This window comes from Pseudomonas fluorescens group sp. PF-1, from assembly GCF_054481335.1.
Genome location: NZ_JBTMNG010000001.1, coordinates 1,799,968 through 1,812,663 on the forward strand (window position 1 = coordinate 1,799,968; position 12,696 = coordinate 1,812,663).

The window sequence follows — 12,696 nt, forward strand, 5'->3', positions numbered from 1 at the left end:
AGTGAACTTATGAGCTTGAATCCTAGAGACGTCGTGATTGTCGACTTCGGTCGTACTCCGATGGGCCGCTCCAAGGGCGGCATGCACCGTAACACCCGCGCCGAAGACATGTCGGCGCACCTGATCAGCAAACTGCTGGAACGCAACGTCAAGGTCGACCCGAACGAAGTCGAAGACGTGATCTGGGGCTGTGTGAACCAGACCCTGGAACAGGGCTGGAACATCGCCCGCATGGCGTCGCTGATGACCCAGATCCCGCACACCTCGGCTGGCCAGACCGTCAGCCGTCTGTGCGGCTCGTCGATGAGCGCGCTGCACACTGCCGCGCAAGCGATCATGACCGGTAATGGTGACGTGTTCGTCGTTGGCGGCGTCGAGCATATGGGTCACGTGAGCATGATGCACGGTGTCGATCCGAACCCGCACATGTCCCTGTACGCGGCGAAAGCCTCGGGCATGATGGGCCTGACCGCTGAAATGCTGGGCAAAATGCACGGCATCACTCGCGAGCAGCAGGATGCTTTCGGCATGCGTTCCCACCAACTCGCCCATAAGGCGACCGTGGAAGGCAAGTTCAAAGACGAAATCATCCCGATGCAGGGCTACGACGAGAACGGTTTCCTGAAACTGTTCGACTACGACGAAACCATTCGTCCGGAAACTACCCTGGAAAGCCTGGCGGCCCTCAAGCCGGCCTTCAATCCAAAGGGCGGTACCGTGACGGCGGGTACTTCGTCGCAGATCACTGATGGTGCTTCGTGCATGATCGTGATGTCGGCGCAGCGCGCACAGGATCTGGGTATCCAGCCTATGGCGGTGATTCGCTCGATGGCAGTGGCAGGTGTGGATCCGGCGATCATGGGCTATGGTCCAGTACCGGCCACACAGAAAGCACTGAAGCGCGCGGGCCTCGGCATCAACGATATCGACTTCTTCGAGCTCAACGAAGCTTTCGCCGCACAGGCCTTGCCCGTGTTGAAAGATCTGAAAGTGCTCGACAAGATGAACGAGAAGGTTAACCTGCACGGCGGCGCGATCGCCCTGGGTCACCCGTTCGGTTGTTCCGGTGCGCGTATCTCCGGCACTTTGCTCAATGTAATGAAGCAAAATGGCGGCACCTTCGGGGTAGCGACCATGTGCATTGGTCTCGGCCAAGGCATCTCCACCGTCTTTGAACGCGTTTAAGCGTCTCGCTGACGGAAGCCGGGGCCAAGTGCCCCGGTTTTTTGTTTTTTCGGGTTTATTTTTATTTTTATTTTGAAATGATTTGAGTGAGGGCCGAAGCATGCCGATACAACCTGGGCTCTACCAACATTACAAAGGTCCGCAGTACCGTGTATTCAGTGTTGCACGGCACTCGGAAACCGAAGAAGAAGTGGTCTTCTACCAAGCCCTGTATGGCGATTACGGCTTTTGGGTGCGTCCCTTGAGCATGTTCCTGGAGTCGGTCGAAGTTGACGGCGAGCAGGTGCCACGCTTTGCTTTGGTGCAAGCCGAACCGAGTGTTTTTTCCAAGCCATAAGCTGAGTGCGCGCAAAACCCTGCGCTTGACCTCACCTTGTAGCCACTATATATAGCGGTGCCGCGTCAGGCGCCAACGCCTTTCACTTCTAGAATTCAGGAATTTTCTGATCCATGGGCAAATCGCTGGTCATTGTGGAATCCCCGGCTAAGGCCAAGACCATCAACAAGTATCTGGGTAACCAATACGTGGTGAAGTCGAGTATCGGCCATATCCGAGACCTGCCCACCAGCGGTTCGGCTAGCGCCAGCAAAGAGCCAGCCGCCAAGCGCGGCAAGGCCGCTGCGGGTGAAGCGCCGGCACTGTCGCCGAAAGAAAAGGCGCGCAAGCAGCTGGTCGCTCGCATGGGGGTCGATCCCGATCATGGCTGGAAAGCCAAGTACGAGATCCTCCCAGGCAAGGAAAAGGTCATCGAAGAGCTGCGCCGGCTCGCCAAGGATGCTGACACCATCTATCTCGCAACCGACTTGGATCGCGAGGGGGAAGCCATTGCCTGGCACCTGCGCGAAGCCATCGGTGGTGACGACAGCCGCTACAAGCGCGTGGTGTTCAACGAAATTACCAAGAAGGCGATTCAGGAAGCTTTCTCCCAGCCGGGCGAACTGGACATCGATCGCGTGAATGCCCAGCAGGCGCGTCGTTTCCTCGACCGCGTCGTGGGCTACATGGTGTCGCCACTGCTGTGGGCCAAGATTGCCCGTGGCCTGTCCGCCGGTCGTGTGCAGTCGGTTGCCGTGAAACTGGTGGTCGAGCGTGAGCGTGAGATCCGCGCGTTCATCCCGGAAGAATATTGGGAAGTTCACGCTGACCTCGGCACCGCCAAGGGTGCAACCGTGCGTTTCGATGTCGCCCGCGAGAAGGGCGAAGCCTTCAAGCCGCTCAACGAAGCCCAGGCCATGGCCGCTCTGGAGAAGCTCAAGGCTTCCAGCTACAGCATCGTCAAGCGCGAAGACAAGCCGACCAGCAGCAAGCCGTCGGCTCCGTTCATCACCTCCACCCTGCAGCAGGCCGCGAGCAACCGCCTGGGCTTCGGTGTGAAGAAAACCATGATGATGGCCCAGCGTCTGTATGAAGCCGGCTACATCACTTATATGCGTACCGACTCCACCAACCTCTCGGCTGACGCCGTGGCGATGGCGCGTACTTATATTGAAGGCGAGTTCGGCAAGAAGTACCTGCCGGAAACGCCGAACGTCTATAGCAGCAAGGAAGGCGCACAAGAGGCTCACGAAGCGATTCGTCCGTCCGACGCCAACACCGAGCCAAGCAAGCTCTCGGGCATGGAACGTGACGCCGAGCGCCTCTACGAGCTGATCTGGCGCCAGTTCCTGGCTTGTCAGATGCTGCCGGCCCAATACCTGTCGACCACGGTCACCGTCGGTGCCGGTGACTTCGAGTTGCGCGCCAAGGGTCGTATCCTCAAGTTCGACGGTTACACCCGCGTCATGCCGCAAATCGCCAAGCCGGGCGATGATGACGTACTGCCGGACATGGGCCAGGGCGACGCGATGAAGCTGATCAAGCTTGATCCGACCCAGCACTTCACCAAACCGCCGGCGCGTTATTCGGAAGCCAGCCTGGTAAAGGAAATGGAAAAACGCGGCATCGGTCGTCCTTCGACCTATGCGGCGATCATTTCGACCATTCAGGACCGCGGGTACGTGGCGCTGCACAACCGTCGTTTCTATTCGGAAAAGATGGGTGACATCGTCACCGAACGTCTGGCCGAAAGCTTCTCCAACCTGATGGACTACGGTTTCACTGCCGGCATGGAAGAGAACCTCGATGACGTGGCCCAGGGCGAACGCGACTGGAAAAACGTGCTCGACGAGTTTTACGGCGACTTCAAGAAAAAACTCGAATTGGCCGAAAGCCCGGAAAACGGCATGCGGGCCAACCAGCCGGTGATGACCGATATTCCGTGCACGACCTGCGGTCGCCCGATGCAGATTCGTACTGCATCGACCGGTGTGTTCCTCGGTTGCTCGGGCTACAGCCTGCCACCGAAAGAGCGCTGCAAGGCCACCGTCAACCTGGTTCCCGGCGATGAAATCGCCGCGGACGACGAGGGTGAGTCGGAGTCCCTGGTGTTGCGCGGCAAGCATCGTTGCCCAATCTGCAGCACGGCGATGGACGCTTATCTGCTCGACGAGAAGCGCAAGCTGCACATCTGCGGTAACAACCCGGATTGCGCGGGCTACGAAATCGAAGAGGGCACCTACCGCATCAAGGGCTACGAAGGTCCGAGCCTGGAGTGCGACAAGTGCGGCAGCGAGATGCAGCTCAAGACCGGCCGTTTCGGCAAGTTCTTCGGTTGCACCAACTCGACGTGCAAGAACACTCGCAAACTGCTGAAAAGTGGTGATGCGGCGCCGCCGAAGATGGATCCGGTGAAGATGCCTGAGCTGAAATGCGAAAAGGTCAACGACACCTACATCCTGCGCGACGGTGCGTCCGGTCTGTTCCTGGCGGCCAGTCAGTTCCCGAAAAACCGTGAAACTCGTGCGCCACTGGTCATGGAAATCTTGCCGCACAAGGATGAGATCGATCCGAAGTATCACTTCCTCTGCGAAGCGCCGAAGAAGGATCCGGACGGCCTCCCGGCAGTGATTCGTTACAGCCGCAAGACCAAAGAGCAATATGTGCAGACAGAGGTCGACGGCAAGCCAACTGGCTGGAAAGCGTTCTACGACGGTGGCAAGTGGAAGGTCGAGGACAAGCGACCGGCTGCGAAGGCATAAAATCGCAAGACATTGCAGGAACGAACTCGCTCGCGATGAGCGTGAGAGCAGCGCGGGCATTCTGAAGGCCCGCGTCATCGTTGGCGTCCATCGCGAGCTCGCTCCTGCATGACCTGCCTGAAGCAATTATTTCGTTGTGGAGACTGCCGTCATGGCCAATGAGCTCTATACCCGTACCAATCAAAAGATTTATTTCGCCGGACTGTCTCTGGAGGCGCTCGCCAGGGCCGAAGAGGGGCGGGCGATGAACTCTCTCGCGCTGATTCAGGCCGGTCGTGAGTCGGCGCTGTTTCACCTGTACGGTGCGCTGCTGGGTTTGTGTCACGAGATCGCCGGTTTCTACCGTTTGCCTCAGGCCAATGCGTCTCGGGCCGAATCGTTGCTGACTCGCGAAGTCCTGGACACCATTGCTATTCCTGAGCTGGCCGAGATGATCGAGCTGGCGAACAACCCGCAAACCTGGCTGGCCAAGTTGCTGGCGGCCCATCAAGCACTGTTTCAGCCTCCGCGGGCGCCGCACAAGCCGAAAGGGGATGTGACGCAGCCGCTGATTCTCGCGGTGAACCTGGACGAGGAAGAGGCGCCGGACGAGTTGAACCGCGAAGAACTGGAAAGCTGGCGTCAGAACCTGAAAGGGTTGGCAATTCGGTTTCGTGACGGTTTGAATGAGTGCTGACAGAAACGCTTTTGCGATGGCATCTGGTCAAGATCCCGAGCGAAGCCTGACCGATGCCTATATAATCCCCGCCTTTCGTGGAGAACAGACCTTTATGCCAACGTCCTTTCTAGAAATTGTCGAGTTACCAGACGGCCGTATTGAGCTTCGCAGGGCTGAGGACGAGGGTTCTCTGGTTACTTTGGATTTCTCCGAGGACGCAAAAGCGTTCCTGCAAGGCCAGCACGTGGAAGTCGCCAAGGCGATGCTGAGCGTCGGTGTTCAGATGGCCGGGCGGCTGGTTGAAGGCGAACTCGACAAGGAAGAGGGGCCGCGGGTCCTTCATTGATCCCGCCCGTCGGTTTTTCAGGATGTACTTACAGATCGGCTTCTCTGTCCCTGGAGAAGCCTCGCGCCATTCAAGGCGCGTCATGTTTATCAGTTAACCCAGTCGAATGTTCAGGCTTTGAGCGTCCCCGGTCCGGGCAGCGCTGATCAACTGTTGTCGCGAGTTGGCGGTCAGCGTATTGAGCCAACTGACAACTGTATGGCTGCGACCCAGGCGTAGGGCTTCGCAGGCCAGTTGTTGAGCGCTCTGGGTGCCGCGCGGTTGCAGCAGCAGAATACGTTCGCGGTTAAGGCCGGCGTCCCGCAGCCAAGCCTGGGTCAGGCTGGCAGGCGGGGCGATCAGCGTCAGCCAGCGCGCATCCTGATCCTGGCTCAACTCCCTGAGGATTGGCGCCAGAAGGTTCAGGCAATTCCCGGCTGCACCACGCAGAGACAACTCACTGAAGACCTCGGGTTCGGCGCTCCATGGCGACTCGACCACTTCCTTCAGAATCGGCGCCAATGGCTGCGCCATGAACGCTTCGAACAACGGCAGTTGGGCTTGCTGTGATGTATGTGGGAACTGCATAAAGCCTCCTTTAGCGGCGAATGACGCCGACACTCAAGCCTTCGATCACCAGTTCCTGATCTTTAAGGTTCACTTCGATTGGGGCGAATTCAGGGTTTTCGGCGATCAGCCAGACTTTGCTGCCATCGCGCTTGAAACGCTTGACGGTCACTTCGTCGCCGATCCGTGCGACCACGATCTGGCCGTTACGGGCTTCACGGGTGGTGTGCACGGCCAGCAGGTCGCCGTCGAAAATACCCACGTCTTTCATGCTCATGCCATGAACTCGCAACAGGTAGTCGGCGCGGGGATGGAAGAACGAAGGATTGATGTTGCAGGATTCCTCGACGTGTTGCTGAGCGAGGATCGGTGCGCCAGCGGCCACGCGGCCGATGATCGGCAGGCTGGAGTCGTCGGCCTTGGCCTCGAACCCGGGAATGCGAATCCCGCGGGAAGCACCAGGCGTCATTTCGATTGCGCCTTTGCGGGCAAGCGCCTTGAGGTGCTCTTCTGCCGCGTTTGGCGATTTGAAACCCAGTTCCTGAGCGATTTCCGCACGGGTTGGCGGGTAGCCGTTGTCTTCTAGGCAGCGTTTGATGAAGGCCAGAATCTCTGCTTGGCGTGGCGTCAGCTTTAGCATAATGATCGCTCTGTCTTTTTATACAGTGACTGGGATTATATACAGTGAAACGGTCTTGGCAATGCCCCTTTTCTGGCACGGCGCCAGACGGTCGATCAGCCAGCTGATTGAAGCTGTCTGGTTGTATGGTTAAATGTATGACTGACCATTCCCGAAACGAACCGCCAGACTTGACAATACGTAGACTGAAACGTATGTTTCAAACAAGTGTTTGTCAGGCGGAGTAGTCATGGCCCAGTCGGAAACCGTAGAACGCATTCTTGATGCTGCCGAGCAGTTGTTCGCGGAAAAAGGTTTCGCCGAAACCTCGTTGCGTCTGATTACCAGCAAGGCCGGTGTCAATCTGGCTGCGGTGAATTATCACTTCGGGTCAAAAAAAGCGCTGATCCAGGCGGTCTTTTCCCGTTTTCTAGGGCCGTTCTGTATCAGTCTCGATAAAGAGCTGGAGCGGCGCCAGGCCAAGCCAGAGAGCAAGGCGACACTTGAGGAGTTGCTTGAAATCCTCGTCGAGCAGGCTCTCGTCGTACAGCCACGCAGTGGCAACGATCTCTCTATCTTCATGCGTTTGCTGGGGCTGGCCTTCAGTCAGAGCCAGGGGCATTTGCGTCGTTATCTGGAAGACATGTACGGCAAGGTGTTTCGCCGCTACATGATGCTGGTTAACGAAGCCGCACCGCGTATTCCGCCGATCGAACTGTTCTGGCGCGTGCACTTCATGCTGGGTGCCGCTGCGTTCAGCATGTCCGGCATCAAGGCCTTGCGCGCCATCGCCGAAACCGACTTCGGGGTGAACACCTCCATCGAGCAGGTCATGCGACTGATGGTGCCGTTCCTGGCGGCCGGCATGCGTGCCGAGTCCGGTGTCACCGATACGGCCATGGCCAGCGCGCAGTTGCGTCCGCGTAGCAAGTCGACACCGGTTGCCGCCAAGGTTTAACCCTGCACGGGTGGGCGCGGCAGCTGACATCCGCTAAGCTAGCCGCCCATGCCGACTCTCGTTCTGAATCCGTTCCCCACTGAAATCGCCGACCTGCCGGGCACTGGTCATGGCGGCGAATTCGTGCGAGCCGGATTTTTCGTTATCAAGGAATCTCTATGACTGCTGGCCTGCAAGGCTCGTTGATGGTGGACGTCGCCGGTACCTGGCTGACGGCTGAAGATCGCCAATTGCTGCGCCAACCCGAGGTGGGTGGCCTGATTATTTTCGCTCGCAACATTGAGCATCCGCGTCAGGTCCGCGAGTTGAGTGCCGCCATCCGTGCCATCCGCCCTGATCTGTTGTTGGCGGTGGATCAGGAAGGCGGGCGCGTTCAACGTCTGCGCCAGGGCTTCGTGCGCCTGCCGGCGATGCGCGCCATTGCCGATAATCCGAATGCTGAATACCTGGCCGAGCAGTGCGGCTGGATCATGGCGACCGAAGTGTTGGCTGTTGGTCTGGATCTGAGCTTCGCGCCGGTACTTGACCTCGACTACCAGCGCAGCGCCGTGGTCGGCACCCGTTCGTTCGAAGGCGATCCCCAACGTGCGGCGCTGCTGGCTGGTGCATTCATTCGTGGCATGAACAGTGCGGGCATGGCTGCCACCGGCAAGCATTTTCCCGGTCACGGTTGGGCCGAGGCCGATTCCCATGTCGCGATTCCAAACGACGAGCGCAGTCTCGACGAAATCCGCGCCAACGACCTGGTGCCGTTCGCCAGGCTGAGCAAGCAACTGGCAGCGGTCATGCCGGCACACGTCATCTATCCGCAAGTCGATTCTCAGCCTGCCGGTTTCTCCCGGCGCTGGTTGCAGGACATTTTGCGCGGTGAACTGCAATTCGACGGTGTGATCTTCAGTGATGATCTGTCCATGGCGGGCGCCCATGTCGTGGGGGATGCCGCCAGCCGTATCGAAGCGGCATTGAGCGCCGGGTGCGACATGGGCCTGGTGTGCAACGATCGCGCGGCCGCCGAGCTGGCCCTGAGCGCCGCGCAACGCCTGAAGGTCAAGCCGTCCGCGCGCATTGCGCGGATGCGCGGTCAGTCGTTCGCGAACATCGAATACCGTCAGGATCCGCGTTGGCTGATCGCCGTCGGCGCGCTGAAAGACGCTCAATTGATTGATTAAGGACGGTTCGTTATGACGGTTTACGCGATTATCGGTGGTACTGGCCTGACTCAACTCGAAGGCCTGAGCATTCGTCAGTCATTGGCGGTGGACACCCCTTATGGCGCGCCTTCTGCCGAGGTACAGATCGGTGAGTACGCGGGCAAGGAAGTATTGTTCCTTGCCCGTCATGGTCACCCGCACCGTTTTCCGCCGCATCAGGTGAACTACCGTGCCAACCTTTGGGCGCTGAAGCAGGCCGGAGCCGAGGCCATTCTCGCGGTCAACGCCGTCGGTGGCATTCATGCGGCGATGGGCGCCGGGCATTTTTGCGTGCCGCATCAGTTGATCGATTACACCAGCGGTCGCGAGCACACCTACTTTGCCGATGACCTGGAGCACGTTACGCACATCGACTTCAGCTATCCCTACAGCGAATCGCTGCGTCAGGAGTTGATCGCGGCGCTGGCTGCAGAAGGTGTCGGTTACAGCAGTCATGGCGTGTATGCCTGCACCCAGGGGCCGCGACTGGAAACCGTGGCCGAGATCGCGCGTCTGGAGCGTGACGGGTGTGACATCGTAGGCATGACGGGTATGCCGGAAGCCGCCCTGGCTCGTGAGCTGGAGCTGGATTACGCCTGTCTGGCGCTGGTGGTGAATCCGGCGGCGGGCAAGTCGACGGCGGTGATCACCATGGCGGAGATCGAGCAGGCATTGCATGACGGGATGGGCAAGGTGAAGTCGACGTTGGCGCGGGTGCTCAAGGGCTGAGTCAGGCTTGGCACCGAGTCGCTTCCATCGCGGGCAAGCCCGCTCCCACATGGTTATCACCGCGCCTGTGGGAGCGAGCCTGCTCGCGATAGCGATCTGTCAGGCGCCGCAGATCTCAGCGCTTTTCGAGTTTATCCGGTAAGGGCGCGAACAACGCCTCGATATCATCGCTCTGCAGTTTCCAGTCCCCGGCCTGACGCCCATCCAGTACGCCCGCCGCGAGATCGGATTTTTCCTTCTGCAGATGCTGAATCTTCTCTTCCACCGTGCCGCGCGCAATCAGCTTGTAGACGAACACCGGTTTCTCCTGGCCGATGCGATAGGCGCGGTCGGTGGCCTGGTTTTCTGTCGCTGGGTTCCACCACGGATCGTAATGAATCACCGTGTCTGCTTCCGTCAGGTTGAGACCCACGCCACCGGCCTTCAGGCTGATCAGAAAAATCTGACGCTTGCCGCTCTGAAATTCTTTTACTGGCGTGCGTCGATCGCGGGTCTGTCCGGTCAACAGGGCGTAGGTCACACCGCGTTTGTTCAGTTCATCTTCGATCAGCGACAGCATCGAAGTGAATTGCGAGAACAGCAGAATCCGCCGTCCTTCCTCAAACAGCTCTTCGAGCATTTCCATCAGGCTGTCGAGTTTGCCCGACGTACTGCCACGTGCCGGCAGGGTGGCGTCGTTGACCAGGCGTAAATCGCAGCACACCTGGCGCAGTTTCAGCAGCGCCTCGAGGATGATGATCTGGCTGCGCGCCACGCCTTTACGGGTGATCTCGTCGCGAACTTTCTTGTCCATGGCCAGGCGCATCGTTTCATAAACGTCGCGCTGGGCTTCGTTGAGCTCGACCCAGTGGATGATCTCGGTTTTCGGCGGCAACTCGGTCGCCACCTGTTCCTTGGTGCGACGTAGCAGGAAGGGTTTGATCCGAGCATTGAGGTGTTGAAGTCTGACTTCACTGGCACGTTTTTCAATCGGCACGCGGTAATCGCTGTTGAAGCTTTTGACGTCGCCCAGCCAGCCCGGCAGCAGGAAGTGAAACAGCGACCACAATTCACCCAGGTGGTTTTCCAGTGGTGTGCCGCTCAGGCACAGACGCTGACGCGCATTCAGCTCGCGCGCGGCCTGGGCGGCCTTGCTGTTCGGATTCTTGATGTATTGCGCTTCGTCCAGCACCAGTACATGTAATGGCTGAGCCGCCAGGCGTTCGACATCCTTGGGCAGCAGGGCGTAGGTGGTCAGGATCAGGTCGTAATCGGCCAGGTTGTCGAAATGCTTTTTGCGGCTGGCGCCATACAGCGCCAGCACCTTGAGCTGCGGTGTGAAATGCGCCGCTTCGTCGAGCCAGTTGGGAATCAGGCTGGTAGGCATTACCACCATGCACGGCCGGTCGAGGCGTCCGGCGTTTTTTTCGGTCAGCACATGTGCCAGGGTTTGCAGGGTTTTACCCAGGCCCATGTCGTCCGCAAGGATTCCGCCGACTTCCAGTTGCCGCAGCGACTGCATCCAGCTCAAGCCTTCCAGTTGGTAGGGTCGCAGTGTCGCATTCAAGCCGTCCGGGGCCGTGGCGGTGTAGTCCTTGATGTCCCGCAGGCGCTGGGCAAAGGTGCGGATTTGCTCGCCGCCCTCCCATAGCAGTGGCAGGTCTTCCAGCGGATTCAGGCGCGTGGCGTCGGCCTTGCTCAGGCGTAGTGTGGTTTCGCCTGGCTCTTGCAGGTAGAACTCGCCGAGGGTTGCCAGCACCGGTTTCAGGCGCCCGAAAGGCAGAGCGACTTGCAGGGGGCCGTGCTCGGAGTTTGGCCGGTTGGGAATATTCACCAGAATCAACTCATCGTCACGCCGTCGGGCGAGGCGCTCCGGGTTGAGGATTTCGGTGTGGGAGCGCATCAGGTTCAACAGGATCGGCAACAGGCTCAGCCGCTCGCCATTGACGATGATGCCCAGTTCCAGGTCAAACCAGTCACGCTCCGGTGCCTGTTGGACCGTGGCGTACCAGTCGTCCACGGCGGTCAGGTCGAAACCGAAGTCTTCGTTGATCTGCAGCTCCCAGCCCTGGGTGCGCAGCTTCGGCAGTTCATTGAGGGTGAAGGTCAGCCAGGCGCTGTCATTGACCATCTCGAACAATTCGCCCGCACTTTCCGGCAGGGCTTTGCTCTGGCGGGTGGCGACTTTGAAGCCGAGGATCCGCAGTTGTTCCCGGTAGGACTGTTCCACGTCCGGATGGCGTTTTATCCGTAGGGTCTGTGTTTCCTGGCGAATCAGGATGTCGGTGTTTTTCTGCCCGGAGACGTACTCGTCCAGATAGCTGAAGGACAGCGCCGCGCGATGCTGGATATAGCGCTGCATCTTGCCATTGCGTGGCTCGAAGGCGCTGAACTCGATGCTCGCCAGCCACAGGCGCGGCACGGGTTGCACGTTATCCACCAGTACTTGGGGCGGTGCTTTCGGGTTGCGGTTGTCCAGTACGCTTTGCAGCTTCTCCAGAAGCTCGGCGTCTTTGGCGGCAGCGGGGTAATCGAGGGTTTCCTGCACCTGAAGCAAGACCGCCGCGCAATGTTTGCAATTGTTGTGGACCGGACAAGAGCAGGTGGCATCGACCATCAGCAAAGTGCCTTTGGCTGAATCGCGCAGGCGAATGGTCTGACGATAAACGTTACCGCCAGAACCTTCGCACGCAGCGATGATGGTCGCGTCGCCGGCCTCGACTATCCTGACGCGGTTCTCCAGGGCGTAGCGGCGGCCGCGTTCGAGGCTCTGTTCCTTGAAGCGGCTGACCCAGGAGGGTGCCAGGGGTTTGCTCAGGGTCGCGGACATAAGGACTCAATCAGTCCGGAATTTCATCGGGGGCTGGCCGAGGTGCTGGGGCGGTCAGCGAGGTGATCTTGATCAGCAGGCCAAGGTGGCCGGCGTCGAGAAAATTCAGCTGTCCATTTTTGGTGTGGCTCTGGGTTTTCAGGCGTTCACTGGCGGTGACCAGGCCATCGGCGTTGATCTGGTTGATCCAGAAGTCTGCGTCGACGTCGGTGAAGCGGCCCAGTTTCAGGCTCAGTGTGCCCTCGATCGGGAATTGGCCGAATTGATCCTTGCCCTCGCTGATCGCGACTTTGGTGGCCTGCTCGCCAAGGGTTTGTTGCCAGGCCTTGTGCAGTAACACCGTGTAGTCAGTGCTGGCGCTGAGTTTTGTCACTTCGCCATTGAGGCTCGGCGTGCGCAGGCTGTCGGGGCTGATGGACTGTGCGCCGGCGGCCCAGTCTTCCGGCGCGGCGCGACTGACGATGGCCGGCACAGCGTTTTGACGGACCAGAATCATTTCGACTTGATACAGATCGGCGGCAAACGCCGTGGGGGTGACCAGGGAAATCATCAAGGTCAGTAAGCGAAACAGGCGCATG

12 protein-coding genes are annotated in these 12,696 nt (G+C 59.2%); 8 read left to right on the plus strand and 4 right to left on the minus strand.

Going from position 1 to position 12,696, the window contains the following annotated elements:
• Nucleotides 1-9: 9 nt before the first annotated feature.
• From fadA to ACX3YD_RS08555, 5 genes are all read left to right on the plus strand, one after another.
• Nucleotides 10-1,185, plus strand: coding sequence for an acetyl-CoA C-acyltransferase FadA (gene fadA / locus ACX3YD_RS08535; RefSeq protein WP_047531371.1), 1,176 nt, complete (start codon nucleotides 10-12; stop codon nucleotides 1,183-1,185).
• 100 nt (nucleotides 1,186-1,285) lie between these two features.
• Complete coding sequence (locus ACX3YD_RS08540) at nucleotides 1,286-1,522, plus strand: DUF1653 domain-containing protein (protein ID WP_034147901.1); 237 nt, start codon at nucleotides 1,286-1,288, stop codon at nucleotides 1,520-1,522.
• Nucleotides 1,523-1,635: 113 nt separating this feature from the next.
• Complete coding sequence (topA, locus tag ACX3YD_RS08545; RefSeq protein WP_103402666.1) at nucleotides 1,636-4,263, plus strand: type I DNA topoisomerase; 2,628 nt, start codon at nucleotides 1,636-1,638, stop codon at nucleotides 4,261-4,263.
• 151 nt (nucleotides 4,264-4,414) lie between these two features.
• Nucleotides 4,415-4,939, plus strand: a complete 525-nt coding sequence (locus ACX3YD_RS08550; protein ID WP_047531367.1) for a DUF6586 family protein — start codon at nucleotides 4,415-4,417, stop codon at nucleotides 4,937-4,939.
• 94 nt (nucleotides 4,940-5,033) lie between these two features.
• Entirely contained in the window at nucleotides 5,034-5,267 is a 234-nt protein-coding gene (locus ACX3YD_RS08555) for a hypothetical protein (protein ID WP_047538925.1), read from the plus strand.
• 93 nt (nucleotides 5,268-5,360) lie between these two features.
• On the opposite strand, the gene sulA is transcribed toward ACX3YD_RS08555, so the two are convergent.
• Nucleotides 5,361-5,834, minus strand: coding sequence for an SOS-induced cell division inhibitor SulA (sulA, locus tag ACX3YD_RS08560; RefSeq protein WP_047531365.1), 474 nt, complete (start codon nucleotides 5,832-5,834; stop codon nucleotides 5,361-5,363).
• 10 nt (nucleotides 5,835-5,844) lie between these two features.
• Nucleotides 5,845-6,453: a transcriptional repressor LexA gene (gene lexA / locus ACX3YD_RS08565; protein WP_047531364.1), complete on the minus strand. Its 609-nt coding sequence runs from the start codon at nucleotides 6,451-6,453 to the stop codon at nucleotides 5,845-5,847.
• A 229-nt stretch (nucleotides 6,454-6,682) separates the two neighbouring features.
• On the opposite strand from lexA, the gene ACX3YD_RS08570 reads away from it, so the two are divergent.
• The 3 genes from ACX3YD_RS08570 (at nucleotide 6,683) to ACX3YD_RS08580 (ending at nucleotide 9,309) form a co-directional block, all read left to right on the plus strand.
• Complete coding sequence (locus ACX3YD_RS08570) at nucleotides 6,683-7,390, plus strand: TetR/AcrR family transcriptional regulator (protein ID WP_047531361.1); 708 nt, start codon at nucleotides 6,683-6,685, stop codon at nucleotides 7,388-7,390.
• 170 nt (nucleotides 7,391-7,560) lie between these two features.
• Nucleotides 7,561-8,559 carry a beta-N-acetylhexosaminidase gene (gene nagZ, locus ACX3YD_RS08575; RefSeq protein ID WP_177329354.1) on the plus strand — a complete coding sequence of 333 codons (999 nt, stop codon included), beginning with the start codon at nucleotides 7,561-7,563 and terminating at the stop codon, nucleotides 8,557-8,559.
• A gap of 12 nt (nucleotides 8,560-8,571) precedes the next feature.
• Complete coding sequence (locus tag ACX3YD_RS08580) at nucleotides 8,572-9,309, plus strand: S-methyl-5'-thioinosine phosphorylase (RefSeq protein ID WP_458959662.1); 738 nt, start codon at nucleotides 8,572-8,574, stop codon at nucleotides 9,307-9,309.
• Between the two features lie 115 nt (nucleotides 9,310-9,424).
• Here the strand turns inward: ACX3YD_RS08580 and ACX3YD_RS08585 are convergent, their stop codons facing one another.
• Nucleotides 9,425-12,118, minus strand: a complete 2,694-nt coding sequence (locus tag ACX3YD_RS08585; protein ID WP_458959663.1) for an SNF2-related protein — start codon at nucleotides 12,116-12,118, stop codon at nucleotides 9,425-9,427.
• 10 nt (nucleotides 12,119-12,128) lie between these two features.
• Complete coding sequence (locus tag ACX3YD_RS08590) at nucleotides 12,129-12,695, minus strand: CsiV family protein (protein WP_103402670.1); 567 nt, start codon at nucleotides 12,693-12,695, stop codon at nucleotides 12,129-12,131.
• Nucleotide 12,696: the final 1 nt, after the last annotated feature.

What these genes read in the sequence shown, in the direction of transcription:
- fadA (WP_047531371.1), top strand. Translation starts at nt 10, where the DNA reads ATGAGCTTGAATCCTAGAGACGTCGTGATTGTCGACTTCGGTCGTACT.
- ACX3YD_RS08540 (WP_034147901.1), top strand. Translation starts at nt 1,286, where the DNA reads ATGCCGATACAACCTGGGCTCTACCAACATTACAAAGGTCCGCAGTAC.
- topA (WP_103402666.1), top strand. Translation starts at nt 1,636, where the DNA reads ATGGGCAAATCGCTGGTCATTGTGGAATCCCCGGCTAAGGCCAAGACC.
- ACX3YD_RS08550 (WP_047531367.1), top strand. Translation starts at nt 4,415, where the DNA reads ATGGCCAATGAGCTCTATACCCGTACCAATCAAAAGATTTATTTCGCC.
- ACX3YD_RS08555 (WP_047538925.1), top strand. Translation starts at nt 5,034, where the DNA reads ATGCCAACGTCCTTTCTAGAAATTGTCGAGTTACCAGACGGCCGTATT.
- sulA (WP_047531365.1), bottom strand. Translation starts at nt 5,834, where the DNA reads ATGCAGTTCCCACATACATCACAGCAAGCCCAACTGCCGTTGTTCGAA.
- lexA (WP_047531364.1), bottom strand. Translation starts at nt 6,453, where the DNA reads ATGCTAAAGCTGACGCCACGCCAAGCAGAGATTCTGGCCTTCATCAAA.
- ACX3YD_RS08570 (WP_047531361.1), top strand. Translation starts at nt 6,683, where the DNA reads ATGGCCCAGTCGGAAACCGTAGAACGCATTCTTGATGCTGCCGAGCAG.
- ACX3YD_RS08580 (WP_458959662.1), top strand. Translation starts at nt 8,572, where the DNA reads ATGACGGTTTACGCGATTATCGGTGGTACTGGCCTGACTCAACTCGAA.
- ACX3YD_RS08585 (WP_458959663.1), bottom strand. Translation starts at nt 12,118, where the DNA reads ATGTCCGCGACCCTGAGCAAACCCCTGGCACCCTCCTGGGTCAGCCGC.
- ACX3YD_RS08590 (WP_103402670.1), bottom strand. Translation starts at nt 12,695, where the DNA reads ATGCGCCTGTTTCGCTTACTGACCTTGATGATTTCCCTGGTCACCCCC.